The organism is Roseovarius sp. MBR-51 (genome assembly GCF_053628575.1).
Genome location: NZ_JBRJGQ010000027.1, coordinates 1 through 23,584, shown reverse-complemented (window position 1 = coordinate 23,584; position 23,584 = coordinate 1). Strand labels below are relative to the sequence as shown.

Sequence of the window (23,584 nt, the reverse complement as noted above, 5' to 3'; positions counted from 1 at the left end):
GGGCCACCGGCTTTCAGCAATTTGCGGCGCTTGCAGCATAATTGCGTCCAGCAATCGCCCGTTCTCGGGTCAATAGATTTCTTGCGACAGAACCCAAGGAAGAACTCCCGGAAACTTTGCGACAGAACCGCTGACCGGCGTCAAGGATTGGGTGCAGGGCCGGATCGCGGCTCAACCTGATCTGACGATCGACGAGTTGACGGCGGAACTGGCCGCGGACCACGGGCTGAGAGTGCATCGTTCGTCGGTCGGACGGCTGCTTCATCGACTCGGGCTGTCACACAAAAAAAGACCTGCAAGCACTTGAACAGAAGCGCAAGGATGTCGCCGACCTGCGCCGCATTTGGATCGCAAAGCGCCAGCCCTTCATGGCCAACCATCTGGAAAGACTGGCCTTCATCGACGAGACCTCGGTCAAGACCAACATGGCCAAGACAACGGGGTGGGCCCCGCGCGGGCAACGCCTGGTCGATCACGCACCGTTCGGACATTGGCGCACGCAAACGTTTATCGGAGCCCTTCGCCATGACCGGTTGGACGCCCCGTGGGTTATCAGCGGGGCGATGAACAGCGAAATGTTTGATCTCTATGTAGCAACCCAACTGGTGCCAACACTTCGACACGGCGACGTGGTCATCCTGGACAACCTGTCCAGTCACCGAAGCCCCGGTGCCGCCCGAGCGTTGCAGGAAATCGGTGCGTGGTTCTTGTTTCTGCCGCCCTATAGCCCCGATCTCAATCCCATCGAAATGGCATTCTCAAAGCTCAAGGCGCTGATCAGAAAGGCTGCGGCGCGAACCTATGATGACCTTTGGCAGGCCGTCGGGCATGTCTGCAATCTGTTCAGCGATGAAGAATGCTACAACTTCTTCAAAGCTGCCGGATACCAAACCGATTAAACGCGACACGCTCTAGACGCGTCTGAACCGCGCCGACTCATTCCCCGGTGAACTTCGCCTGGCGTTTTTCCAGGAAGGCGCCAATGCCCTCGCGGCGGTCTTTGGTTTCGTAGATCGTCGACACAAGGAAGCTCTCGTAATCCAGCGCCGAGGTCATATCCATCTGAAGCCCCGTGTGGACGGTATGCTTGATATACGCCAGGCTCTGCGGCGCACGCGTCGCATAATGTTCGACCCGTTCCTTGGCGATTTCCAGCGCCTTCCCTTTGGGCGCCAGCTTATTGATCAGCCCGATGCGATAGGCTGTTTCGGCATCCACTGGATCGGCGTCAAACATGATCTCGAGCGCATTGGCCGGACCGACCAGCCGCGGCAGCCGTTGGGTGCCGCCCGCACCGGCCACCGTGCCGATGCGCGCCGAGGTGAGTGCAAAGCTCGAACCTTCGGCTGCGATGCGGATATCCAGCGCCAGCGCCAGCTCGAACCCGCCGGTCATGCAAAACCCTTCGACCGCTGCGATCGTCGGCAGGTTGTTTTCCTCAAAAGCACGACAGGTGCGGTGCCATTTGCGGAGGTATTTCAGCGTATCGGCGGGACAGGTCAGCGCCTGAGCTTCGTTGAGATCGGCACCGGCAGAGAAGAAGGCGTCGCCACCTGTGACGATGATGCCGCGCATATTGCTGTCATCCTCGGCCTCGGCCGCTGCGGCCATCAATTCGTCCATGACATGCGTGCTGATCGCGTTACGCTTGTCCGGGCGGTTGAGGGTGATGACGAAAGCAGGACCGGATTTCTCGGTCTTGATCAGTTTGTAGTCCAAAGTGTGACTCCTTGCGAATGAAATGGTTGAGCCGATATCGCGACAGGTCGTCAGAACGAGCGCGGCATCCCCAGATTGTTTTCACCAATATCCGACAGCAGCATATTCGTTCCCTGCGGCGCCATTTGCATGATCCGCACATCGCGCCATTTGCGTTCAACGTCGTATTCGCGGGCAAAGGCAAAACCGCCATGAGTGGTGAAACAGGCATCCGCCATATTCCATGCCGCCTCGCAGGCCATATGCTTGGCCATGCTTGCCGTGGCCCCGGGCCGCTTCCCGGCGTCATAAATCGCAGCCGCCTTGTTGCCGATCAACTTGGCACCTTGCACCTCGACATAGGCTTTGGATATGGGGAACTGGATGCCCTGATTGTAACTGATTGGACGGCCGAATACGATGCGCTCATTGGCATAGCTCACCGCCTTTTCCGAGAAGAAATCGGAATCCCCCGAAGCACAGGCCGCACAGAGAATGCACTCGATCTCGGCCAGTTCGCGGTAATAGTCATAGCCTTTGCCAGCCTCGCCAATAACCGCGTCGGCAGGCAGCTCCAGGTCGTTGAACACCAGATTTTCACTGTTCGAGTTGATCATTGCATCAATCAGTTCGGCGGACATGCCGTTTTCCCGGGCTTTCGGTATATCCACCAGGAAAGCTGTCAGCCCGTCGCAGGGGTCGCCGCCCTCGGGCGCTTCGGAGGTGCGCGCCAGAAGCAGCATGATATCTGTGTGGCGTGCGTTGTTGACCCAGTGCTTGGTTCCGTTGATGACCCAGTGATCTCCGCGTTTCTCGGCACGCGTCTGCATCGCGGCCAGGTCACTACCCGACTCGTCTTCGCTGATCGCCGCCGCCAGAAACCGGGTTTCGCCGGCCGCGATACGGGGCAGGAATTCGTTCTTTTGCGCCTCGCTTCCGTGCTTTCCCAGGATGGTCGGCAAGAACATTTGACCAAGGACGCAAGAGGCGTTGCAAGGGGTTGAGTGGATCGTCTCCAGGATGACAGCCGCCACCCGCAGCGGAAGATCGGCACCGCCGAAATCTTCCTCGATCAGAGCTGCGAAGAACCCAGAGGAAATGATGGCATCGGCGAAGTCCGTCGGGTATCTCTGATCGGGTGGATTGTCTTCCAGCTTGCGCCAGTATTCCGGCGGAAAATCACTGCAAAGCGCTCGGAGAGGATCGCGGAACTCGTTGTAATCGTTGGTGTCGATCCGCATTTTCAGCAAAGTTTCAGTCATAAATCCATCCCTGCAATCAATACGAACGTGGCAGGCCAAGCACATGCTGGCCAACGAAGTTCAGAACCATGTTCGGCGAAATGGGCGAATTGCGCGCGGTGCGGGATTCACGCCACTTCCGCTGGATCGATGAGGATTTCGCCAGACCGGCGGCGCCAAAGACATTTAGCGCCACCTGCGCACAGGCCCAGACCGCCTCGCCCGAGAGAATCTTGCTCATGTTCGCCTCGGCACCGCATTTCATTCCCGCGTCGAACATCGCCGCAGCCTTGCGCACCATCAGGTCCGCAGTCTCAAGCTGGGCATAGGCCTGGACGATCGCAAACTGTATCGCCTGGTTGGACGACAGCGCCTTGCCAAAAAGGTTGCGCTCGTTAGCGTGCTTGATCGTGAGATCGAGCAGATAGCGCCCATTGCCGATGGTCTCGCTCGAAACCAGGCACCGCTCGGCATTCATCCCGTCGAGAATATAGCGGAAGCCTTTGCCCTCTTCGCCAACCAGGCTGTCTTCGGGAATCCAGACGTCATCGAAGAAGATTTCGGTGGTGTTATGATTGATCATCGCGTCAATCGGCTTGATCACCATGCCGTTTTCCTTGGCCTTTGCCATATCGACCAGGAATACGGAAACACCCTGTGCGCGCTTTTCAACCTGATCGGCAGGCGTTGTTCGCGCCAAAAGCAGCATCAGGTCGGAATGCGCGGCGCGGCTGATCCAGACCTTCTGGCCCTTGATGAGATAACCGCCGTCAACCTTTTCGGCCCGGGTCTTGAGCTGAGTGGTGTCCGATCCGGTCGTCGGTTCGGTCACACCAAAGGCTTGCAGCCGCAATTCGCCCTTGGCGATCTTGGGCAGGTACTTCTGTTTCTGCTCGGCACTGCCGTGGCGCAAAACGGTGCCCATCGTGTACATCTGCGCGTGGCACGGGCCGGCGGTGCAGCCCTCAGCATGGATGGTTTCGAGGATCGCCGCCCCACCCCGCACTGGCAGGCCCAGCCCGCCATATTCGGTCGGGATAAGGGCCGAAAGAAAGCCGGTCTCGGTCAGCGCATTGACGAATTCGCTCGGATAGCTGCCCGATGGGGGCTGGTTTTCCAGGTGTTCCCAATAGGATGGCGGGTAATTCTTGCAGACTTTTGCTACGCCCTCCCGCAACTCGGGATAATCGTCACCCAGATCGAACTCTATGGTCATTTCGCTCATCGCTTGCTCCTGCACTGCGACTTCAGGCTGCCGACGCAAAGGGGAACCCCTTCGGCGCTCCAGCCTTTTCATATGTTCCGTGAAGCGGCTCGTCGGGAAGGTTCCGAGCGATGATTTCCCGCACCGGAAGCAACTTTTCCAGGTCGATCCCGGTGTTCAGCCCCGCACCCTCAAGCAGGAACACAAGGTCTTCCATCACGATATTTCCGGTGGCGTTTGGGGCGAAGGGGCAACCGCCAAGCCCGGCCAGCGAGGCATCGAAACGGCGGCATCCGGCTTCGAGCGCGGCATAGACATTGGCCAGGCCCAGCCCGCGCGTGTCGTGAAAATGCGCGCCCACCAGAACATCATCGCCAAACTCCGCGATGATCCGGCTGAACAGCTGCTTCACATCGCGGGGGTTTCCGTATCCTACGGTGTCGGCGATCATCACCTCATCGACACCCGCCCCGACGAAACGCTCGACCGCCTTCAGCACGTTCTTTTGCGGCACATAGCCTTCGATCGAACAGCCGAAGGAGGTGGCGAAACCGGCCGCCAGTTTGAACCTCTTGCCTCCCGGTTGGCTGTCGCGCAGATCGCGCACACGCTCAAATTCGGCAAAGGCCTGTTCGGTGCTGCGCCGTCCGTTTGACAGGCTGTGGCTCTCAGAAACCGAGTTCATGAAGTCAATCTCATGTACCCCAACCTTCAGGGCGACCTCGGCGCCTTTCAGATTGGGCGTCAACGCCGAAACCCATAGCCCGTTCACCTCTAGCGCGGCGGTAGCCACTTTGGCGGCGTCGGAAAACTGCGGCAACAGCTTGGGCGGGACAAAGGAACAGACCTGCATGTTTGGCATGCCCGCCGCCGCTTCTTTGCGGATCCAGCGGATCTTTTCCGATGTGGGCACAAAAGTCTTCAGGCTTTGAATCCCGTCGCGCAGGCCGACCTCGCGGCACACGACATCGGTTTCTCGCTCTGTCATGGCCTATTTTCCCTTAAAATTTGCTTTGCGCTTTTCGTTGAACGCGCGCACGCCTTCCAGCCGGTCCTCTGTTGTGACCAGCCGGTTATAGGCTTCGATTTCAAAGGCATAACCGTTTTTCAAATCAACTTGCGTGGCCACGTTCATCGACTTTTTAGCCTGATAGATCGCCAGCGGCGCATTGTTGCAGATGGTGCGTGCGGTATCCAGCACCTCTTCCATCAGCTTGTCATCGTCGCAGACCTTATTGACCACGCCCCAGTCACATGCCTCTTCGGCGCTGAAGGGTTTGCCGGTCAGGATAATTTCCTTAGCCCTGCGGATACCAACTGCGCGCGGCAGGTTCTGGGTACCCATGCCGCCGGGAATAATCCCCAGCTTGATCTCGGTCAGCGCGAAACGCGCGCGACGGGCAGCATAGGCGAAATCGCAGGTCACAACAGTTTCCAGACCGCCACCAAAGGCCGCCCCGTTTACAGCTGCGATGACCGGCACCGGGCAATCGAGTAGCGCGATGCGGCATTTCTCGAACAGGGCATGCTGCTGTTGCCATTGTTCATCGGTCATGTTGTTGCGTTCTTTCAGATCGCCACCGGCGTTGAAGATCTTGTCGCCGGCACCAGTCAGCACTATGCAGCGAACCTTCTGCTGGTCGATATAGAGCCCGGTCCACAACTCCAGCAATTCGCGCCCCATCTGCGTGTTGGTGGAATTGCCAGCCTCGGGGCGGTCGAAAGTCACCACAAGAAGGTGATCTTCCACCAGTTCCACCTTCATTGTCTCGAACGTAAAGGGAGTCTTGAAAGTGCCGGTCATGCTGCTCCGCTCATGTCGTTCACATCGTGCGTCCGTCCGGTTTTCTCCGACGGATCATGCGATCCTCAAAGAAACCCGGCTGGTTACAGGCATGAGTATCATCCTTGGACTCACGAGTCTATGAAATTTTGAAATGCGTTCCAAAAATGAGAATTTGGTTGAAAAGCACGCAACTGAGGTACATCGCGCGATGTATCGCTCGAATAAATGGCCGTTATAGTGAAATCTTGATGTCGTCGGGTCGTGCGATCAGGAATTACCCAAGTGGCGCGACAGCCGTCGGGCACTGGCCATCAGGTGGTCGGCAATCTCGTCTCTCTTGTCGAGGATCCGGACCTCAGGACCGGCAACCGAAATGCAGTAGTTGCATTCTCCATTAATGTCGAAGACAGGCGCAGCGATGCCCGCGGCACCCTCTAGTCGTGTCCCCGCAGACCAAGCATAACCGGCGGCGCGGATATCCTCCAGCTCCCGGTCAAAATTGTCCGGTGCAGGTGTATCTCTCAATGCGTCTGCGATATTCAGTTTTGGCTGAAATGCCATGAATACGCGACCAACCGCACCACTGTTGAGTTTGACAACCTCGCCAACGCGTACGATTGAGCGCAGCCGTGATGAGCTCTCCATCACGTCCAAGACCAAGCGTTCGTTACCGTCCAGCAAGCTCAACGAAACCGTTTCACCGAACGCCTCCAACAACGCGCGCAGTTCCGGCCGGGCCACGTCGCGGATTCCGAGTGTGGTAGGAACCAGATTTCCAAGCCGGAAAACCTTGAGAGACATGCAATAGCTTTGGTCATCAAGATGATGAATATAGCCGATTTCCACCAGCGTATTGAGCAGCCTGAAGACCGTGGACTTCGGCAGGTCGAGTTTCTGGCTGATCTGGTGCAACGTGAGGTTCTTGCTGTGCTCGCTGAAGCAATCAAAAACCGCGAAGGCCCGGACAACTGATCGAATTGACATTTCTTTCCTACCTTCCACTATCCCTTATGAAAAGGGTTCTGGTTTAGCGAAGGCCAGCCTCAGTCGTTCCGAAACGCCACAAACCCGGCCATTACGGTCGCAATAAACGCCATCACGGCCAGAAACAAGAATACATAACTGAAACTTCCGGTGAACTGCAAAATAAGCGATCCTACGCTCGGGCCCACCCATGCCCCGGAAAAGAAAAAGCCGAGCGTGCCACCCATCGTTTCCGCAATCTTATTCTGATCCGCCCGCCTGACGACATTTGCGATGACAATTCCCGACCAGCCAAACGTCGCAAGTCCGAGTACGGACATCGTGCAAAAAACCAGCCACTGCGGCCATTGCGAATCAGCTGCTGAAAAGACCAGGACCGTGAGTGTTGTGAGAGCCCCCATGGCAGTCACCACCATCAGGGAATTCCGCGTTCGGTCGGCCTGCCATCCCCAGAAGATGCGACTGCCGACAGCCAGAATATTGATCAACGACAAGGCCAAACCGCCCTGTGTCATCGTAAGGCCCACATCCTCTACAACGAAGAGCACCAAGAAAGCCAGCACGCCGACCTGTACCACGCTGAGGCAGAAGCCTGTGAGGCAAAGTGTGAGGAGCTTCCTGTTCAGGATGATCAGCCGCAGTCCGGCCCAGGGCGCGGAAATGGGCGTCTTCGGATCCGCCTGGTCATCCCAGTGAGGCCGCAGATGGTTTATTGCTATGGCTAAAAGGATGGAAAAAATCGCCAACCCATAAAAGGCCCATTGCCATACCAGTATGCTTGCAAGCACTGGCCCCAGAACCCCCGCGATAACGGCCCCGAGGGCCGTGCTCGACTGACGGAAGGAAAAGAGGAAGTTCAAGCGTTCTTGGCTCCCGAAACGAGACAACAGAACCGAGGACGCCGGATGCGACATGCCGTAGCAAAAGCCGATCAAAACCGATCCGGCCGTCACCACAATCGTGTTGGGAACCGTGTACAGAAGGCATCCGACTCCGCTCAAGGTCAGCCCCGCTTGCAACACGCGGCAAGGACCGAACCTGCTGACAACGCCGCCGGCAATCAGTGAGGACAAACCGCCAACGCCGAACACGAGCGCAACCTGATACCCGATGAAGGCCGCGCTAACGCCAAGTGTTTCCTTGGTGGCAACCGCTAGGGCAGGGACCAGATAGCCGCTCGCAGCCGACACCGCGCCGACAAAGGTGGTAGCGATAAGCACGAAAACGATATGGACCTGCCACCGTCCGCTTCCGGTCTGAACGTTCTGGTCTATCACGCCACTCGCCGGGCCGGGCAGCAATCTGCTCTGTGCCGCACAACACTGATGCGGCGGGTGGCGCTGTCTGGCTCAGCCATGCGCCATCAGAAGGCCGTAGGCAGACACATGGCCAATGCCGGGATGACGCCAGCCAAACGCGCGGTCGTGGTCATGCTCGTGTCGATGGTGCCCAAAGACGCCGTCTGGGGAACCTCCTTGTCACGATACAACTGCCCGCAATCGTAAAACTCGCTATCCGAACCGTCCGCAGAGCATTGCGCGAACTGAACAGCGTTCTGCGTTGCAAGATTCTTCGCCGGAAGCTGAGTGGTAAATCGCAGCGTCTTTGCGTCCACTGCCGAAGCCGTAACGCCGACCGCCAGAACCATGACACAGGCTGACGCAGTGACTCTGGATGTTCTACTCGTTGTCAAATTTTTCTTCCCCAAAATATCCTTCAACATAAAGGAAATTTAGTCCCGGCAATGGTTTCAAAGTGCCTCAACTCCCAATTCTTCCACTGTTGACCCGTTCTGTCTAGCACGTTTCCATGGCCTCCGTCTACATTTTCGAAATGCATTTCAGTAACGGAACATTCTGCGGTCTGTGTTCCTTTTTTGGTGAGATCTGCCCCAGGGGTTTCGGCGGCTGATGCACCTGATTACGCTCGTCAGAAAGGTTCCGTCACAGGAGCCTCTTCACGCGCGCTCAACTCCCGGGCATTCTGTGCGGGTGTTGTCATGACCGCGAGTGTGAGGCACTGCGCGACCTCACTACGTGAATATTTCGCCTGCATGTTCGTACAAAGATCGATTTGGCAATGGAAATCGACTAACCGGACCAAATTAACATAAGACATGCTTTGCCCTAACTCCCTTGGTAAACCCCCATTTTTAATGGGGCTCAGGTGTAAACGGCGAAGCAATACTCGGCCATCCCGAGAGCCCTTCGCATCGGTCAGGATGCGCTCAAGGTCGTCGGTCAGTTCTGTCCGCAGCGGATCGAGCAGCCGCGGATCCGATGCTGCGGCCGCGAGTATTGCCATGGACAGGTCATCGTCCACGTCTTGAGATTGCAAAAAAGTTTCCAGATGCCCGCGCAGAGTGCGGCCCGGGTGCCCTTCCGGCACATTCGCGAGCAACTCTCGGTGCGCGGCCAACATCTGATCCAAAAGCCCGGAAAGCAAAGCTCTCTTCGTCGGAAAGTTGTAAAGCACGCCGCCCTTGCTGAGGCCCGCTTCCTTTGCGACCGCCTCGATCGTTATCTTTCCCGCCCCCTCACGCGCAGCGATCGCGCGTGCCGCCTCGAGAATTTTCGGAGACGCGTTTCTGGATCCCGCTGGCTGCCTTTGGTCATTCACAACTGTACCGTCCGGTCGGTTTATACTGCGATGGGAGGTAGTCCGTGGCAGCATGAAGGTCAAGGTTTGGGCAAGACTGCTTTGTAGAGGGGCGCTGCCGCGTTTGCAAAACCACGTGGATGCGTGCGTTTAGCCCCCTTGTGCTAGGCACCACTCGCTGCGTAGATCCCAAGAAACGCGTCAACCGCCCTTTCGGAATGCTCAGATGCATCGATCGGCTGGTCGACGGCTAACAGTCGCGGCATGATGATGCCGGAGACTGAAAGATGAATAAACTGACTTGCAGCGCTTTGAGCGTCGTGCACTTTCAATGATCTCGCCTCGTGCAGACCTTGAAGGACTTGCCCGACAATTCTGGTGGCCCGCCTGGGTCCTGCTTCCATATATATTTCGCCTGCCTCGGGCAGTACCGCAACGGCGCCGATGCAAGTACGCAAAAGGCGAATGTAGTCATCATCCAACACCAGTCGGATCATGCGCCGCGAGAGTTCTTTCAGAATAACTCGCGGTTCGTCGCCGCTTGAAAGAAGCGGTCGGGAAATCTCGGCCGAGAGCCTGTCACATTCGGCTTGCACAACACGCAGAAAAAGCATGTTCTTGCTCGGGGAATGGGCGTAAAGCGTCGCCTTGGACACCTTGGCTTCTTCGGCAATTGCATCGACGCTGGTGCCTTCGAAGCCACATCTCAGAAAGACGGTCTTGGCTCCGCGTATAACATCGGCAGCTTTACTCTGCCTCATGCCAATCACCTGATGCGAAACCGTGATATCGAACACGTTGTGTCAATTGTCAGACCATACTCAAAGCTTGCTCATCCGCGCATTTGCCGGGTTGGTACATTCAAATAGCCCCTAATTCATCGTCTACAAAAACACCCTCATCCTTCCATCGTTCCGCGATATGTCCCAGTGTGTCCAGAACGCCTCGCAGATCGTTGCCACGCGACGTCAAGCCATAGGTGACTGCGGGCGGAATTGTCTCCGCCTGTTCGCGCCAGATGACTCCGGCACCTTGAAGCATCCGCAGGCGTTCAGTCAGCATCAGGGTTATTCCGGGCTCGGCACGTTTCAGCGCACCGAACCTTTGCGGCCCCTTATCGGTCAGGACCTAGATGATATAGGTCGTCCACGGCCCCATGAGCAGACGCAGGATCGAGTCCATTGGACACTGTGGCGGGGTCTTGGGCATCGGTGTTCACGCGCCTCAAGATCGGTTACTTTTCGGTGCCTACTTTAATATGCGTCATAGATCAACTATTCCGAAATTGTCAAACGGCACCCGGAGATGTCCTGCAAACCCGGACAGACGGACAGACAGACATGACCCGCATGCCAACCCTTTTCATTCCTCACGGGGGCGGCGGGCATGATCCCTACAACTGCGGTCATGGTCCACGCGCCAGGGGAGTCCACGCGCCAGGGGAGAAAACGGAAATCGACACCGTTCTGGGGCTTTTGCGCCTGTCTTATGAGTTTGCGTGCGGGAAACCCGGGCGGGTCGACAACGTCGTTCTCTAGCGGGATGACCCGAACAGCATCCGTTGCGGGCACGGGAAAGTTCCAAGGCAGGGCCGAAGGGCAAGACCTGTCCAATCGCCCAAGACGGGCCGATTGACGCGTTTACAAGATCGCAAGCATGATGTTTAGTCTCGAAATCTTTGACCGATCAATGAGTTCACGAAAATCCGTCTCACAACAGCAATCGGGCCCGACATGAAAAACACCAGATACCTTCTCTTCGCAGCGATTGTCCTGGCCGCGGCGATATTGGGTTTCCTGGCCTGGCAGGGCAGCGGCAAAGGCGCCGTCCCCGAGGGGTTCGCCCGCGGCAACGGGCGCGTCGAAGCGGTCGAGATCGATGTGGCCTCGAAGCTTCCCGGACGGATTGAGACGATTCTGGTGCGGGAGGGCGAGCTCGTCGAGAAGGGGCAACCACTGGCCGAGCTTGACACGCGTCAGTTGAAAGCCAACCGCCGTCAGGCCGAGGCGGAACTGCGCCGTGCCGAGATCGCGGTCGAGAACGCTCGACTGATGATCCAGCAGCGTCAGGCCGAAGTGCGCGCGGCCGAGGCGGTTCTGGCGCAGCAGGAATCGGCCCTCGATGCCGCGCAGCGCCAGTTCGCCCGCTCGGAGACGCTTGCGGAAAACAGTATCGCGTCCGAGCGGCAACTCGATATCGACCGCTCGAACGCGCTTGGCGCCGAGGCCGCGGTCGCCTCTGCCGAGGCGCGGCTTGCAGCGGCGCGGATCGGAGTGACCTCAGCCGAAGCGGCAGTGATCGGGGCCGAAGCAGCGGTGGCGGCGGCAACGGCGACGATCGAAGCGCTCGACGTGCAGATCGAGGACAGCACGCTGAAAGCGCCCCGGCCCGGCCGGGTGCAATACATCGTTGCACAGGCGGGCGAAGTGTTGGGCGCAGGCGGGCGCGTGATCAACATGATCGATCTCAACGACGTCTACATGACGTTCTTCCTGCAGACCGCTGCGGCGGGACGTGCCGGACTGGGGACCGACGCCCGCCTGATCCTCGACGCGGCACCGGGCATCGTCATCCCCGCCAAGGTCTCCTTTGTGTCGGACGTTGCACAATTCACCCCGAAAACGGTCGAGACCGAGATCGAACGCGAGAAGCTGATGTTCCGGGTCCGCGCCCGGATCGCGCCGGAGTTGCTGGAGAGGTATCTTGATTACATCAAGACCGGTCTGCCCGGCGTTGCCTGGGTTCGGCTCGATCCCGCGCTACCCTGGCCGGAGGTTGCTGACGGCAGGGTGTTGGAATGACGCATTCCCGGTCGGTGGTGCGGGCAGAGGGGCTCTCGCTTCTCTACGGCAAGGTCCGGGCGCTTGACGCGATCTCGGTCGACCTGCCGGCGGGCTGCATCGTCGGCCTGATCGGACCCGACGGGGTGGGTAAATCCAGCCTTCTCGCTCTGATCGCCGGAGCGAGAAAGATGCAGGAAGGCCAACTCGATGTTCTGGAGGGCGACATGCGTCGCGCGGGCCACCGTGCCCGGATCTGCCCGCAGATAGCCTATATGCCGCAGGGGCTGGGGCGCAATCTATATCCCACGCTGTCCGTGCGCGAGAATGTGGACTTCTTCGGGCGGCTGTTCGGCGAGAGCCGGGGCGAGCGCGACAGGCGGATTGCCGATCTGTTGGAGGCGACCGGTCTCGCGCCCTTTGCCGACCGCCCGGCGGCCAAGCTCTCGGGCGGCATGAAACAGAAGCTGGGCCTGTGCTGCGCGCTGATCCACGACCCCGATCTGCTGATCCTGGACGAGCCGACAACGGGCGTCGATCCGCTGTCGCGGCGCGAGTTCTGGGCCCTGATCGCGCGTATCCGCGCGACGCGACCGGGCATGAGCCTGATCGTCGCCAGTGCCTATCTGGAGGAGGCCGCCGGGTTCGATCACCTGGTCGCGATGGACGACGGCAGGGTGCTTGCCACCGGCAGTCCCGACGAGATCCTGAACCGCACCGTGGCCGCCAACCTTGACGAGGCCTTCATAGCGCTTCTTCCCAAGGAAATGCGCGCCCGGCACCACGATCTGATCGTCCCGCCGCGTGACCCCGCAGGACGCGACGGCTACGTTGTCGAGGCCGAAAACCTGACGGTCCGGTTCGGAGACTTCGAAGCGGTCAAGAACGTGAGCTTTCGCATCAAGAAAGGTGAGATATTCGGCTTTCTCGGGTCAAACGGGTGCGGCAAGACAACGACGATGAAGGCGCTGACCGGGCTGGTGGAACCTGCCGAAGGAACCACGCGGATCGACGGCCGAACCGTCGATGCACGCGACATGGCCACGCGCAAGCGCATCGGCTACATGACGCAATCCTTCTCGCTCTATTCCGAGCTGACGGTTCGTCAGAACCTTGATCTTCACGCGCGGCTTTTCGACATGGCACCCGCCGAGATCGCGCCGCGGATCGACGAGCTTGCGCAACGGTTCGATCTGGTGGAGGTTCTCGACAGCTTGCCGCTGCGACTGCCGCTCGGGATCCGTCAGAGGCTGTCGCTGGCCGTGGCGCTGATCCACCGCCCGGAGGTTCTGATCCTGGACGAGCCAACCTCGGGCGTCGATCCGGTGGCGCGCGACACCTTCTGGCAGGCGCTGGTGGATCTGTCCCGAAAGGACGGCGTGACGATCTTCATCTCCACCCACTACATGTCCGAGGCCACGCGCTGCGACAGGATTTCGCTGATGCATGAAGGCCGCGTGCTTGTCAGCGACACGCCCGAAGCCATCCGCGAAGCGGCCGGTGCGGCGACGCTGGACGATGCCTTTATCCATCACCTTGAACGGGCGCAGGGCGAGCGCGGCAATCCTGCGCCCACGGATCAGGTGGATCTCGGTGCCGAGGGGTCATCCGCGCCACAGCGGCGACAAGGACGCTTCAGCCTTGCCCGGCTGCTGAGTTTTTCCTGGCGCGAGTCGCTGGAACTGCGCCGTGATCCGATCCGCCTGACATTGGCAAGCGTCGGCAGCGTGATCCTGATGGTCGTGCTCGGATACGGCATTTCGATGGATGTGGAGGATCTCAAATTCGCGGTGCTCGACTTTGACCAGACCATCGCAAGCCAGTCCTATGTCAACAATCTGGCCGGGTCGCGCTACTTCGACGAACAGCCGCCGCTTGTCGACCACGCCGACATTGACCGGCGGATGCGCGCGGGCGAAATCAGCCTGGCACTGGAAATCCCGCCGGGTTTTGCGGCGGATGTCGAACGCGGACGCCCCGTTGAGATTGGGGCCTGGTTCGATGGTGCCATGCCGATGCGTGCGGACACGGTTCGCGGCTATGTTCAGGGGATGCACGTTCACTGGCTGACCGAACAGCTGCGACAGGTCTATGGCGAAGACGCTCTCGCCGGCAGCTACAGCCTGGAAATGCGCTATCGCTACAACCCCGATGTCGAAAGCCTGGCGGCCATGGTGCCCGCGGTGATCCCGCTCCTGCTGATGCTGATCCCGGCGATGCTTGCCGTCCTGTCCGTCGCGCGCGAGAAAGAGACAGGCTCCATCGTGAACCTCTATGTCACCCCGGCCTTGCGACTGGAATTCCTGCTGGGCAAGCAGGTGCCCTATATCGTTCTGGGCTTTATCAACTTTCTACTGCTGCTGTTGCTGGCGGTGTTTGTCTTCGGAGTCCCGGTCAAAGGCAGCCTTCTGGCGCTGTCGGCGGGGGCGCTGGTCTATGTCACCCTGTCCACGGGGCTTGGCCTGCTGATCTCGGCCTTCACCCGCAGCCAGGTCGCCGCGCTGTTCTTTACCTCGCTGGCCACCCTGATCCCGGCCACGCAATACGGCGGCATCATCGACCCGGTCTCATCGCTAGAAGGCATGGGTCGCGTGATCGGCGAGGTTTTCCCGACGAGCCATTTCGTCTCCATCTCGCGCGGGGTCTTTGCCAAGGCGCTGGACTTTGGCGATCTGGCCGGATCCTTCCTGCCGATGCTTCTGCTGGTGCCGGTGCTTGTGGTGCTTGGAGCATTTTTCGTGCGCAAGCAGGCGGCCTGAGCGATGCGAGCGCGGCATGTTCTGTATCTTGCGGTCAAGGAACTTCGCGGGCTGTTGCGCGATCCGCTGCTTCTCGCGCTGGTGTTCTATGCCTTCACCCTTGACATCTACACCCACGCCACCGCCATGCCCGAGACGCTGAACCGCGCCACGATCGGTATCGTGGATGAGGATGCCTCGCCCCTGTCCCGGCGGATTGCGGATGCGTTCCTGCCGCCCTATTTCGTGACGCCCGACCAGATCGACATGGCCGAGATGGACGCGCGCATGGATGCGGGCATAGATACGTTCTCGCTGGTCATCCCGCCTGATTTTCAGGGCGACCTGCTCGCGGGAGCACGCCCCGAGTTGCAGCTCAACGTCGATGCGACACGGGTCAGCCAGGCCTTCACCGGCGCGGGCTATGTCCAGGCGATCGTCGATCAGGAAATCACCGCTTGGACCGGACAGGAGGCCGTGGTGCCGGTCGATCTTGCGCTGCGCGCGCGCTTCAACCCGTCCCTGGACCCTCGCTGGTTTGGCGCGCTGACGGCGGTGATCAGCGCGGTGACCATGCTGTCGATCATCCTGTCGGGGGCCGCGCTGATCCGCGAGCGTGAGCATGGCACGGTCGAGCACCTTCTGGTCATGCCGGTCAGCGCGATCGAAATCATGACCAGCAAGGTGCTCAGCATGGGCGGTGTGGTGCTGCTGGCGGCGGGGCTGTCGCTGACCTTCATGGTTCAGGGGGTTCTGGGGGTGCCGGTGGCGGGATCGGTGACGCTGTTCCTGGTGGGCGCGGCGCTGCACCTGTTCGCCACCACCTCGCTGGGAATCCTTTTGGCAACGATCTCGGGCTCGATGCCGCAATTCGCCATGCTGCTGCTTCTGGTGCTGCTGCCGCTGGAAATCCTGTCGGGTGGGATGACCCCGCGGGAATCAATGCCCGAGGTGGTGCAATACGTGATGCTGGCGGCGCCCAATACCCATTTCATCGCGCTTGCACAGGCGGTGTTGTTTCGTGGCGCGGGGCTTGCGGTGGTCTGGCCGCAATTGCTGGCGCTGGCGGTGATCGGGTCGGCGATGTTCGCCTTCGCCTTGCGACGGTTCCGGGGCTTCCTGCGGTAACACGGCGTAATCACCTTCTGGCTACACCTCTTCAACCGTTGCAAAAAGCTCTGAATCCTCGACAGTCTTTTGTGCCAGAAGAAGGCTGCATTTCTGTCACTGTACCCTAATTAATCAGATTCTGCGGTTTCGGAGGGAGTGGGCAAAAGCTGGGGGTCACTGGACTGTGCTATCCTGAGTTCTTTTAAGGGAGAGCGGTGATGGATGTTCAGATTTCTGTGGAAACGACCTTCGACGATGGCACGAAGCGAACGCATCGGCTTGGATGGGTGTCGCGCCCATATCTGTTGACGCAAGCGGGAGCGCTCGGATTGTTGCTTGAGGACGCCAAGGTGATCCTGAGGCAAATTCAAAAAGCCTTGCTATCCGATCAGGTCGAGGAAGTATGCATCATAAGCCGCGCTTGCCCGGATTGTGGGTCTGGGCGGGCTGTTCACGATTATCGTACCCGGATTTTCGATACGATATTCGGACGGTCTCGGCTGCGAGCTCCGCGTTTCCGCCAGTGCAAATGCGATGCTTTGGCGGAGGAAAACTGCGGACGCACATTGTCCCCGGTGTCCTACTTCTTCCCCGACCGCACGACGCCAGAATTACGCCGCCTTCAGGCCGAACTCGGGTCGCGCCACTCTTTTCGGGAAGCCGCGCGGATCATTGAAACGTTTTTGCCCTGCGCCAAGCAGATTAACACAACGGTGCGCACCGCCTAAGCCGAGTCGCGCAGAACTTCATTGACCGTGAACCCGCGCAAATCGGTGTAGATGAAGATGCGCAATCGCCCCCGCTGACCGTGTTTCTAGACGGGGCCCATATCCGTTGTCGGCCAGAATACCTGAAGCGGCACCTTGATGTGGTGGTGGGTAAGGTCGAAAGTCCCGATATGTGCCGTCGCTTTGGCCTTGTCGCGCAAGCGGGGCCGTCACTAAGTGGAAAGCTCAGGCAGGACCTACACGCGCTCGGCTGGGACGGGCAGCGGCCGGTCAACGTCATCTCCGATGGAGAGCCCGCGCGGCCAAATCTGGTCCGTGCTGCCGTTGATGGGCGCGTGCGCCATATCCTTGACTGGTGGCATATTTCGATGCGTCTTCAGCATATCAAAAATGCCGTCAAAGGGCTTTTGCAGACGGAGAATTTTCCGGGATTTCCGGAACTATTCAAACGCCCAGCGGAAACACTTCGATGGTGCTTGTGGCATGGGAAAATCATGACCGCGGGTACTCGCCTGAAACTATTGATTATTGATTCCGGCAGGGCCACAACGGAAGATGCGACAGTCAGGGTGGCGGCCGCGAGAGTCAAAGCACGTTGTCAAGAACTCTACACGTACTTGGCAAATAATTGGGATGCTCCTCACCAACTACGGCTGGCGACATCGCAATGGGTTTTCGATTTCATCGTCTCGGGCGGAGGGATGTGTCGACGACATTGGCAACGCGCGGATGGGCAAGAGCCGCAGGATGCGATGGTCACCGAGAGGGGCGCACAATGTCGCCGTTACCAGAGCAGCCGTTCTCGATGGTCAATTGTCCGTTTCAAACCAGGAGACGGCCGCTCAACCCCCAACTTTTGCCCACTCCCCTCCGAACCACACTATTTTGGATGCACATCATTGCAACGACTATCGCAATGATTGAATGCGCTCTTGATGCGTCGACGTTCTTCGGTCCGGTTCAATCGACGATCTAGCGCAGGTTCACTCCTTCCAGGTCATCTGGTTTCAGCCGGTACCGGATTACGTTGCCTTCATGGAGCCCCGCGATCTGCTCACGGACGTAAGCGACAACATCCACTCGATCAGCATCGGGTACGCCAGCAGCCAAAGCCATCTCATCAACCGCATCGTTTCGGAACTCCTTGAATTCGAGAACGCAACGCCGGACTGCGGCGCGAACAAATTCCCGATAGGCAAGGGCTGCTTTTTCCGGGCTTTCCACCTCAGCGCGGAGAATTCGGTACTTTTCGGCGGAAGCCAAGTACGCGTCCATGTAGACCTCGCGCAGCAGTGCGACGTTGTTCAATTCATAGACCCCGATTAGCCCGTCGATATAATCGCTGTCGTCCATCTTCGTGAATGACATCGGCGCAAGGTCCGACTTCAGAAGTGGGATGTTCGAGGCCACGCGCGAGGTCCGCTTGTTGACGTCGGCAAAAGCCTGGAGATACGGGATGTGAACGAGGAGAAAGAAGGACTGCTCGAACGGATCGGTGATCTGCGCAGCCTTGTGCAGCAGAATATCGAACTCCTCTGCGATCGTGACCGCATCGTCGAGCGGTCGATAGCTCGAGTGCGAGATCCCGACCGGCATCGCTCGCAATCGGCCCGACATCGCCGGGTCCGCCAGAAGACCATCTGAGAGCAGTGCATGGATCGCGAACAGATCAGGACGCCGAAGCCCGATCTCATCGAGATTGTCGACCACATACTGGATGGCTTCCTTATGGTTTAGGATCATTAGGGCTTCTTTTCGATCCTTTCCCGCAGCTTCTTCGCCAAACCTGATCAGTCGCTCGGTCTGCAAAATATCGTAGGTGTTACCCTCCATCCTGGACGACGCCCAGCTGAGATCGACCAGAAGCTGTTCAAGGATCCGGCGTGCGTATGTTCCGGCCGGAATTGCGCCGCCCTGCGGACGGCCAGCCTCCAACAGTCTTTCGCGGTCCGACAGAGACAGATACCAGGTCTTGCCCGGTACGTATGCGTCGAGAAACTCCGGTCGATAGGACACCGGCGTTCGCCTGTTATACGGCGTCGACAAATGCGCCCGGACGACCGCTTCACCGGCAATCCTGTATCCCGTCGCCCTGCCCTTGCCGGATACCTCGAGACGACCTTCCTCCACCATGCGCCGCAAAAGACGCCATATGGTGGTTTCGCTTACATCCTGCGCGACGCCCTTCCGGATGGCATCGCGTCCGGCGCCGGGGTTCTGGGCTACAAAGTCGAGAATGTCTTGATCCGACAAGGCCATGAAACGATATCCCGCAAGTGTGAAACGATTAGGACATTGATACACCTACATTTTTCCTCGGCGCAAGTTTTCGTTTCACGACTTTTGCAACGATAGAGCCGCCTGAAAGCAAAAGCGGATTTCGTCATGATGACGAAACGATTACCACATTGAAATTATGAATATTTCTGGGTCCCCAGATGAATCGTTGCACAGCAGATGAAACGATAAGAAAACCGGCGGAGCTGACATCAGACATCGGCAATGGCGACCGGCAAGATATGAAATCTATGGGTTAAAAACATTGCTCTCACAGAGCCTTAAGGCCAAACAACATCGGCAACTGGTTACCCAAAATCGACTTGTGGTGCTTCACCCACAACCCCCGCATCCTCCAGCTGCTCTTTATCGGGAAGATCACGCAGGCTCTCCAACCCGAAGGCGACGAGGAACTGCTCCGTGGTCACGAAGGTATAGGGCGCGCCGCGCCGAGGTGACCTTGGCCCGGTCCCGATCAGGTCGCGCGCATGCAGGCGACCGATCAGATCACGGCTGATCTCCTTGCCGAAGATATCCTTGAGCCCGTCGCGGGTGATCGGTTGGTGGTAGGCGATGGCGGTCAGAACTGCGATGTCGAACTCGCTCAGATCCAGCAGCTGATCCCCGACGTCCGCCGCAGCACGGATCGCGGGCGCGTAGGCGGTCCACGTCCGGAACACCCACCCCCCGGCGACTTGGGCAATCTCGAAGGCACGGCCTTCGAGGTCGGCCGACAAGTCCTCGATAAGCAGGTCGACCGAGGCCCCCTGCCCCACCACGCGCGCCAGATCGTCGCGCGGCACCGGCGAGGCCGAGGCAAAGAGCACCGCTTCGATCCGGCGCATCCATTCCCGCCAGCGCAGTTCCGGCGGCAGGTCGGCGAGTTCGCGGTCAAGTTCGGGTTCGGAGCGATCCTTCGCCATCCCTAAACCCCGTAGAGCCGGAAGGTATCGCGGCCGGTGAGTTCGCGCACCGCGCCGAGGTCCACTAACCGGTCGCAGAGACGCCGCGCCGCGCGATCCGGCAAAGGCTGGGCCGAGGGCACCACCGCATCGCGGGTCAGGAACATTTCGACTGCCTCCCCCGCTCCCTTGGCGCGCAGTTTCGGTGCGAGGGCATTTAAGTGTGCCGCCCGCCGCGCCAGGTCCATTGCCAGACGTACCGCCTCGAGGACCGAGGGGGTGCGGACGAAAAGTTGGACTATCTTGATATCGATCACGAGACGCGGTCTCGGCACCGCATGCTGGGCGCTTCCGGACACCCGAAACTGGAAAATCACAAGATCACCGGGCGAGAGATGATCCTGCCAGATGGCGAGGGCGGGGGATGTGCTAACGTCGAGCATCTTTGCTCTCCTGTGCTGAAGGGGTTCTGGCGCGCCGACATCCCTCATTTTTCGAGGGGGCCTTTTCGGCCCTGCGCGTCCGCAAAAAGACGCGCAGGGCCGAAAAGGCCCCCACACTTGCACTTATTTCCAAAATCTCCGGTCTGCTCCGTCGGCGAATTTCTCCCCGATTGTCCCGTTGGGGCGCGGTAGGCATTCGCTGTCTTCGGGGCTGAAACTGGCCAACGCGGCTGGTGCTGATCGATACGAACGTCGCGCTCCTGACCCACACGGCCCACGATGCACCCAACGGGCGTCTGCAGGGGCGGTCACTGCCGAACAGAAACTCTGGGGCAATAAAGCTGTCTTTCTGTCTGTCGTGCGTGGTGTTTACAGCTCCGAGGTACCTGTCGAGATTGCCCGGCACGTTCGAGACGCAAGCCGCCAAAACGGCGCGGAGTTTTTGCGTCACGTATTCTGCAAGGTTCTGAATTTAATGCGCAAAACTGGCTGCTCTGAATCTTTTGAATCTTGAATCTTAATGAAAGTGTCAATGTGCATTCAAAACTGACCCGGTTTGATCATTTAAGAATGACCCTCCCCTGAGGTGGCAAAGCCCACAGGCGAGCGGCCTTCAAATAGCAGGCTCGTCTGTGGGCTTTGCTTTTTTCAGGTTCAGGTTTTGTTGCGGGATTTGCTTTGGGCGAAGCGGAAAGATGTGTTCCCGGTCTCGATGATGCTGCAGTGGTGCGTGACGCGATCAAGCAGGGCAGTCGTCATCTTGGCGTCACCGAATACAGACACCCACTCGCCGAACTCAAGGTTGGTCGTGATGATGACACTGGTGGTTTCATACAGTTTGCTGATCAGATGAAACAGCAGCGACCCGCCGGACTTTGGAAACGGAATATAGCCAAGCTCGTCGATGATCACGCAATCCAGCGCTGTCAGTTGCTTGATGATCTTCCCGGTGTTTCCCTCAGCCTGCTCCGCGATCAGGGCATTGATCAGATCGACGGCGTTATAGAACCGAACCCGCTTGCCCTGATTGACCAGGTTGGTTCCCAAGGCGATCGAGATATGCGTTTTGCCGGTGCCGGTTCCGCCAACAAGAATGATGTTGTGCGCGTCCTTGGTGAACTGGCCAGAGCAGAACGGGTCGATCTGCGCTTTGGTGACAGTCGCAGCGCCATAATCAAAGGTGGCAAAGTCCTTGTGATGGGGGAATTTGGCAATGCGCATCTGATATTGAATGGATCGCACGCGGCGTTCCTGGGTTTCCGCGTCGATCAAGGTCTTCAACGCTGTCGTCAGGCTGGGCGGCGTGCGGGCGGACAGCAAGTCTGCCGCGCAGGCCGCCATCCCATGGAGTCTGAGGGCTGCAAACTGGTCGATGAGGGCGTTCATGCGGCCGCCTTCCCGGCGTCACACAGCGCCTCATATCGCTTGCAATCGGCCTCGGGCCGCAGGGTCAGCTGCGGGTAGGTATGGGTGTCCTCCAGCGGCGGGATCGTAGGTTCCAGCAACTGATTGACCAGGTTGATGATCGCGGGCAAGCGCAGGGTGTGCTGTTCCAAAGCCATGTCGCAAGCCGTCTCGACCACGTCAATGCCATGCTCAAGTGCCAGCAGCAGCAGGTCGACAAACTCCCGGTCGCCGCCGCATCCGCGCATGTAGTGATCCTTGATCTGTTCCATCGCCTTGGGCAGTTCCCAGCCGACAAAGGGGGCGCCATCCCGCAGGGCGCCGGGCTTGCGATCAAGCAACGGCACATAGTGCCACGGTTCAAAATAGCTGATATTGCGCGTGAAGCGGCGTTTATGCTCGGCGATGACCTCGTTGCACACGACCGCGACGATCCGATCGGCATAGGCCCGCAATGAGACGTGGCGCCCTGCATGTTCGCACGGCACACTGTAGCGATTGCTATCATATTGGACCAAGCATGTAGATCTGACCCGCACAGCTTTTTCGACATAGCCATCAAAGGGGCGACCCAGCGGGCGCAACACGATCTTCTCATCCGCAAAAACGTTGGCAATCGTGCGATCCTGCTGATCGGGATGCCGACGGTTTGCCAGTTCCTCGCAGCGCAGCCGCAGCCAGGCATTCAGCGCATCCAGATCGTCAAAGGCAAGCCTTGGACAGAACAGCTCGCCTCGCAGAAACTGGACCTGGTTCTCGACCTGACCTTTCTCCCAACCCGAAGCTGGAGTGCAGGCGACAGGTTCGATGACATAATGGTTCATCAAGGCCAGAAAGCGTGGATGAAAGACCCGGTCCTTTGATCGCGAGACATAGGTCACCATGGTTTTGGGGTTGTCGATGATCACCCGGCGCGCGACACCGCCGAAGAATGCGAGCGCCCGCACGAAGGCATCCAGCACCATCTCCTGCTTCTCATTCAGATAGGCCACGACGAAAGGCTTGCGGCTGTGGCACAGACGGAAATGAGCGACATGAACCTTGTGCTCGACGCCGCCCAACATGACATTTTCCTCGCTCCAGTCGAACTGAAGCGCATCTCCCGGCGCGAAATACAGCGGAATGAATGCATCACTCGTATCGGTTCCCGATGACTTCTTGAGCCCGCCGACAAAGCGCTGAACCGGTGAATAGGAGCCCGTGTAACCCTCCGCAACAAGCGCCTCATAAAGCTTCTTCGCGGTGCGACGCTCACGGCGGCGAAGCTGCAGATCGTGCTTGAAAAACTCCCTGAGGCGCGCCTCGAATTGCGCGTTCAGCTTGTGGCCAACGCGTAGTTGCCGTTCCCGATACTGCGGTTGCTCCGGGTCCTTCAGATACTTCTTGATCGTCGTCCGTGAGATCCCAGTCTCGCGCGCCACAGCCCGGATGCTGCGGCCATCGCCCAAGATCCAGCCACGGACCTTCATTGCCGTTTCCATCAGTAACACCTGCTCTTCCTCCGCGCCAAAACGCACGGATGTTAACAATGCAGGTGGGTCAATTTTAGATGATCATAACCCACCCAAGTGGGTCACTTTTGCATGCTGATTCACAGATCAGCAACTCGCCTCCTTTGATGCGCCGTGCGCCAAAGTGCAGTTCAAGGGCTGGTTGACCTGCCTTGGCGGGCAAGGTCGCAGTAAAGCCGC

The 23,584-nt window shown here is 58.9% G+C and carries 20 protein-coding genes and 2 pseudogenes; 6 read left to right on the top strand and 16 right to left on the bottom strand.

The window, feature by feature from the left end; genetic code table 11:
* Positions 1–151: 151 nt before the first annotated feature.
* Positions 152–307: a winged helix-turn-helix domain-containing protein gene (locus ACSSVY_RS21190; RefSeq protein ID WP_454271893.1), complete on the top strand. Its 156-nt coding sequence runs from the start codon at positions 152–154 to the stop codon at positions 305–307.
* Positions 237–899, top strand: coding sequence for an IS630 family transposase (locus ACSSVY_RS21185; RefSeq protein WP_454271899.1), 663 nt, complete (start codon positions 237–239; stop codon positions 897–899). Before ACSSVY_RS21190 ends, ACSSVY_RS21185 begins: the two co-directional genes overlap by 71 nt.
* A gap of 37 nt (positions 900–936) precedes the next feature.
* On the opposite strand, the gene ACSSVY_RS21180 is transcribed toward ACSSVY_RS21185, so the two are convergent.
* The 11 genes from ACSSVY_RS21180 to ACSSVY_RS21130 form a co-directional block, all read right to left on the bottom strand.
* Positions 937–1,719 carry an enoyl-CoA hydratase/isomerase family protein gene (locus tag ACSSVY_RS21180; RefSeq protein ID WP_454271891.1) on the bottom strand — a complete coding sequence of 261 codons (783 nt, stop codon included), beginning with the start codon at positions 1,717–1,719 and terminating at the stop codon, positions 937–939.
* 50 nt (positions 1,720–1,769) lie between these two features.
* Positions 1,770–2,960: an acyl-CoA dehydrogenase family protein gene (locus tag ACSSVY_RS21175; protein WP_454271889.1), complete on the bottom strand. Its 1,191-nt coding sequence runs from the start codon at positions 2,958–2,960 to the stop codon at positions 1,770–1,772.
* Positions 2,961–2,976: 16 nt separating this feature from the next.
* Positions 2,977–4,164 carry an acyl-CoA dehydrogenase family protein gene (locus ACSSVY_RS21170; RefSeq protein WP_454271887.1) on the bottom strand — a complete coding sequence of 396 codons (1,188 nt, stop codon included), beginning with the start codon at positions 4,162–4,164 and terminating at the stop codon, positions 2,977–2,979.
* A 22-nt stretch (positions 4,165–4,186) separates the two neighbouring features.
* Positions 4,187–5,131, bottom strand: coding sequence for a hydroxymethylglutaryl-CoA lyase (locus ACSSVY_RS21165; RefSeq protein ID WP_454271886.1), 945 nt, complete (start codon positions 5,129–5,131; stop codon positions 4,187–4,189).
* A 3-nt stretch (positions 5,132–5,134) separates the two neighbouring features.
* Entirely contained in the window at positions 5,135–5,947 is an 813-nt protein-coding gene (locus ACSSVY_RS21160; protein ID WP_454271884.1) for an enoyl-CoA hydratase-related protein, read from the bottom strand.
* Positions 5,948–6,196: 249 nt separating this feature from the next.
* Positions 6,197–6,913, bottom strand: coding sequence for an IclR family transcriptional regulator (locus tag ACSSVY_RS21155; RefSeq protein WP_454271882.1), 717 nt, complete (start codon positions 6,911–6,913; stop codon positions 6,197–6,199).
* A 59-nt stretch (positions 6,914–6,972) separates the two neighbouring features.
* A complete protein-coding gene (locus ACSSVY_RS21150; protein ID WP_454271880.1) occupies positions 6,973–8,190 on the bottom strand; it encodes an MFS transporter in 1,218 nt (405 codons plus the stop codon).
* 86 nt (positions 8,191–8,276) lie between these two features.
* The gene (locus tag ACSSVY_RS21145) at positions 8,277–8,636 is read right to left on the bottom strand and encodes a hypothetical protein (protein WP_454271878.1); all 360 of its coding nucleotides are present in this window, start codon (positions 8,634–8,636) and stop codon (positions 8,277–8,279) included.
* Between the two features lie 206 nt (positions 8,637–8,842).
* Positions 8,843–9,586: a TetR/AcrR family transcriptional regulator gene (locus ACSSVY_RS21140; protein ID WP_454271897.1), complete on the bottom strand. Its 744-nt coding sequence runs from the start codon at positions 9,584–9,586 to the stop codon at positions 8,843–8,845.
* An 89-nt stretch (positions 9,587–9,675) separates the two neighbouring features.
* Complete coding sequence (locus tag ACSSVY_RS21135; protein WP_454271876.1) at positions 9,676–10,308, bottom strand: TetR/AcrR family transcriptional regulator; 633 nt, start codon at positions 10,306–10,308, stop codon at positions 9,676–9,678.
* A gap of 64 nt (positions 10,309–10,372) precedes the next feature.
* Positions 10,373–10,636 (bottom strand): winged helix-turn-helix transcriptional regulator, encoded by a 264-nt coding sequence (locus ACSSVY_RS21130; protein WP_454271895.1) that lies wholly within the window; start codon positions 10,634–10,636, stop codon positions 10,373–10,375.
* A gap of 608 nt (positions 10,637–11,244) precedes the next feature.
* On the opposite strand from ACSSVY_RS21130, the gene ACSSVY_RS21125 reads away from it, so the two are divergent.
* The 4 genes and pseudogenes from ACSSVY_RS21125 to ACSSVY_RS21110 form a co-directional block, all read left to right on the top strand.
* Positions 11,245–12,312 (top strand): HlyD family secretion protein, encoded by a 1,068-nt coding sequence (locus tag ACSSVY_RS21125; RefSeq protein WP_454271875.1) that lies wholly within the window; start codon positions 11,245–11,247, stop codon positions 12,310–12,312.
* Positions 12,309–15,050, top strand: a complete 2,742-nt coding sequence (gene rbbA / locus ACSSVY_RS21120) for a ribosome-associated ATPase/putative transporter RbbA (protein ID WP_454271873.1) — start codon at positions 12,309–12,311, stop codon at positions 15,048–15,050. Before ACSSVY_RS21125 ends, rbbA begins: the two co-directional genes overlap by 4 nt.
* Before the next feature lie 3 nt (positions 15,051–15,053).
* Positions 15,054–16,157: an ABC transporter permease gene (locus ACSSVY_RS21115; protein WP_454271871.1), complete on the top strand. Its 1,104-nt coding sequence runs from the start codon at positions 15,054–15,056 to the stop codon at positions 16,155–16,157.
* A 200-nt stretch (positions 16,158–16,357) separates the two neighbouring features.
* Positions 16,358–17,698 (top strand): annotated as a pseudogene (locus ACSSVY_RS21110) (ISKra4 family transposase); the annotation flags it as partial.
* 141 nt (positions 17,699–17,839) lie between these two features.
* Here the strand turns inward: ACSSVY_RS21110 and ACSSVY_RS21105 are convergent.
* The 5 genes and pseudogenes from ACSSVY_RS21105 to istA all read right to left on the bottom strand — a co-directional run bounded on the left by ACSSVY_RS21105 (position 17,840) and on the right by istA (position 23,410).
* Entirely contained in the window at positions 17,840–19,126 is a 1,287-nt protein-coding gene (locus ACSSVY_RS21105) for a Fic family protein (protein WP_454271869.1), read from the bottom strand.
* 326 nt (positions 19,127–19,452) lie between these two features.
* The gene (gene scpB, locus ACSSVY_RS21100) at positions 19,453–20,067 is read right to left on the bottom strand and encodes an SMC-Scp complex subunit ScpB (protein ID WP_454271868.1); all 615 of its coding nucleotides are present in this window, start codon (positions 20,065–20,067) and stop codon (positions 19,453–19,455) included.
* A 2-nt stretch (positions 20,068–20,069) separates the two neighbouring features.
* Positions 20,070–20,321, bottom strand: a pseudogene (locus ACSSVY_RS21095) (DUF1403 family protein); the annotation flags it as partial.
* Between the two features lie 822 nt (positions 20,322–21,143).
* Positions 21,144–21,875 (bottom strand): IS21-like element helper ATPase IstB, encoded by a 732-nt coding sequence (istB, locus tag ACSSVY_RS21090; RefSeq protein WP_037275675.1) that lies wholly within the window; start codon positions 21,873–21,875, stop codon positions 21,144–21,146.
* The gene (istA, locus tag ACSSVY_RS21085) at positions 21,872–23,410 is read right to left on the bottom strand and encodes an IS21 family transposase (RefSeq protein WP_454271866.1); all 1,539 of its coding nucleotides are present in this window, start codon (positions 23,408–23,410) and stop codon (positions 21,872–21,874) included. The genes istB and istA overlap by 4 nt, the downstream gene beginning before the upstream one ends.
* Positions 23,411–23,584: the final 174 nt, after the last annotated feature.

Coding starts and splice junctions, on each gene's coding strand:
- ACSSVY_RS21175 (WP_454271889.1), bottom strand. CDS start 2,960: ATGACTGAAACTTTGCTGAAAATGCGGATCGACACCAACGATTACAAC.
- ACSSVY_RS21170 (WP_454271887.1), bottom strand. CDS start 4,164: ATGAGCGAAATGACCATAGAGTTCGATCTGGGTGACGATTATCCCGAG.
- ACSSVY_RS21165 (WP_454271886.1), bottom strand. CDS start 5,131: ATGACAGAGCGAGAAACCGATGTCGTGTGCCGCGAGGTCGGCCTGCGC.
- ACSSVY_RS21160 (WP_454271884.1), bottom strand. CDS start 5,947: ATGACCGGCACTTTCAAGACTCCCTTTACGTTCGAGACAATGAAGGTG.
- ACSSVY_RS21155 (WP_454271882.1), bottom strand. CDS start 6,913: ATGTCAATTCGATCAGTTGTCCGGGCCTTCGCGGTTTTTGATTGCTTC.
- ACSSVY_RS21145 (WP_454271878.1), bottom strand. CDS start 8,636: ATGTTGAAGGATATTTTGGGGAAGAAAAATTTGACAACGAGTAGAACA.
- ACSSVY_RS21140 (WP_454271897.1), bottom strand. CDS start 9,586: ATGCTGCCACGGACTACCTCCCATCGCAGTATAAACCGACCGGACGGT.
- ACSSVY_RS21125 (WP_454271875.1), top strand. CDS start 11,245: ATGAAAAACACCAGATACCTTCTCTTCGCAGCGATTGTCCTGGCCGCG.
- rbbA (WP_454271873.1), top strand. CDS start 12,309: ATGACGCATTCCCGGTCGGTGGTGCGGGCAGAGGGGCTCTCGCTTCTC.
- ACSSVY_RS21115 (WP_454271871.1), top strand. CDS start 15,054: ATGCGAGCGCGGCATGTTCTGTATCTTGCGGTCAAGGAACTTCGCGGG.
- ACSSVY_RS21105 (WP_454271869.1), bottom strand. CDS start 19,126: ATGGCCTTGTCGGATCAAGACATTCTCGACTTTGTAGCCCAGAACCCC.
- scpB (WP_454271868.1), bottom strand. CDS start 20,067: ATGGCGAAGGATCGCTCCGAACCCGAACTTGACCGCGAACTCGCCGAC.
- istB (WP_037275675.1), bottom strand. CDS start 21,875: ATGAACGCCCTCATCGACCAGTTTGCAGCCCTCAGACTCCATGGGATG.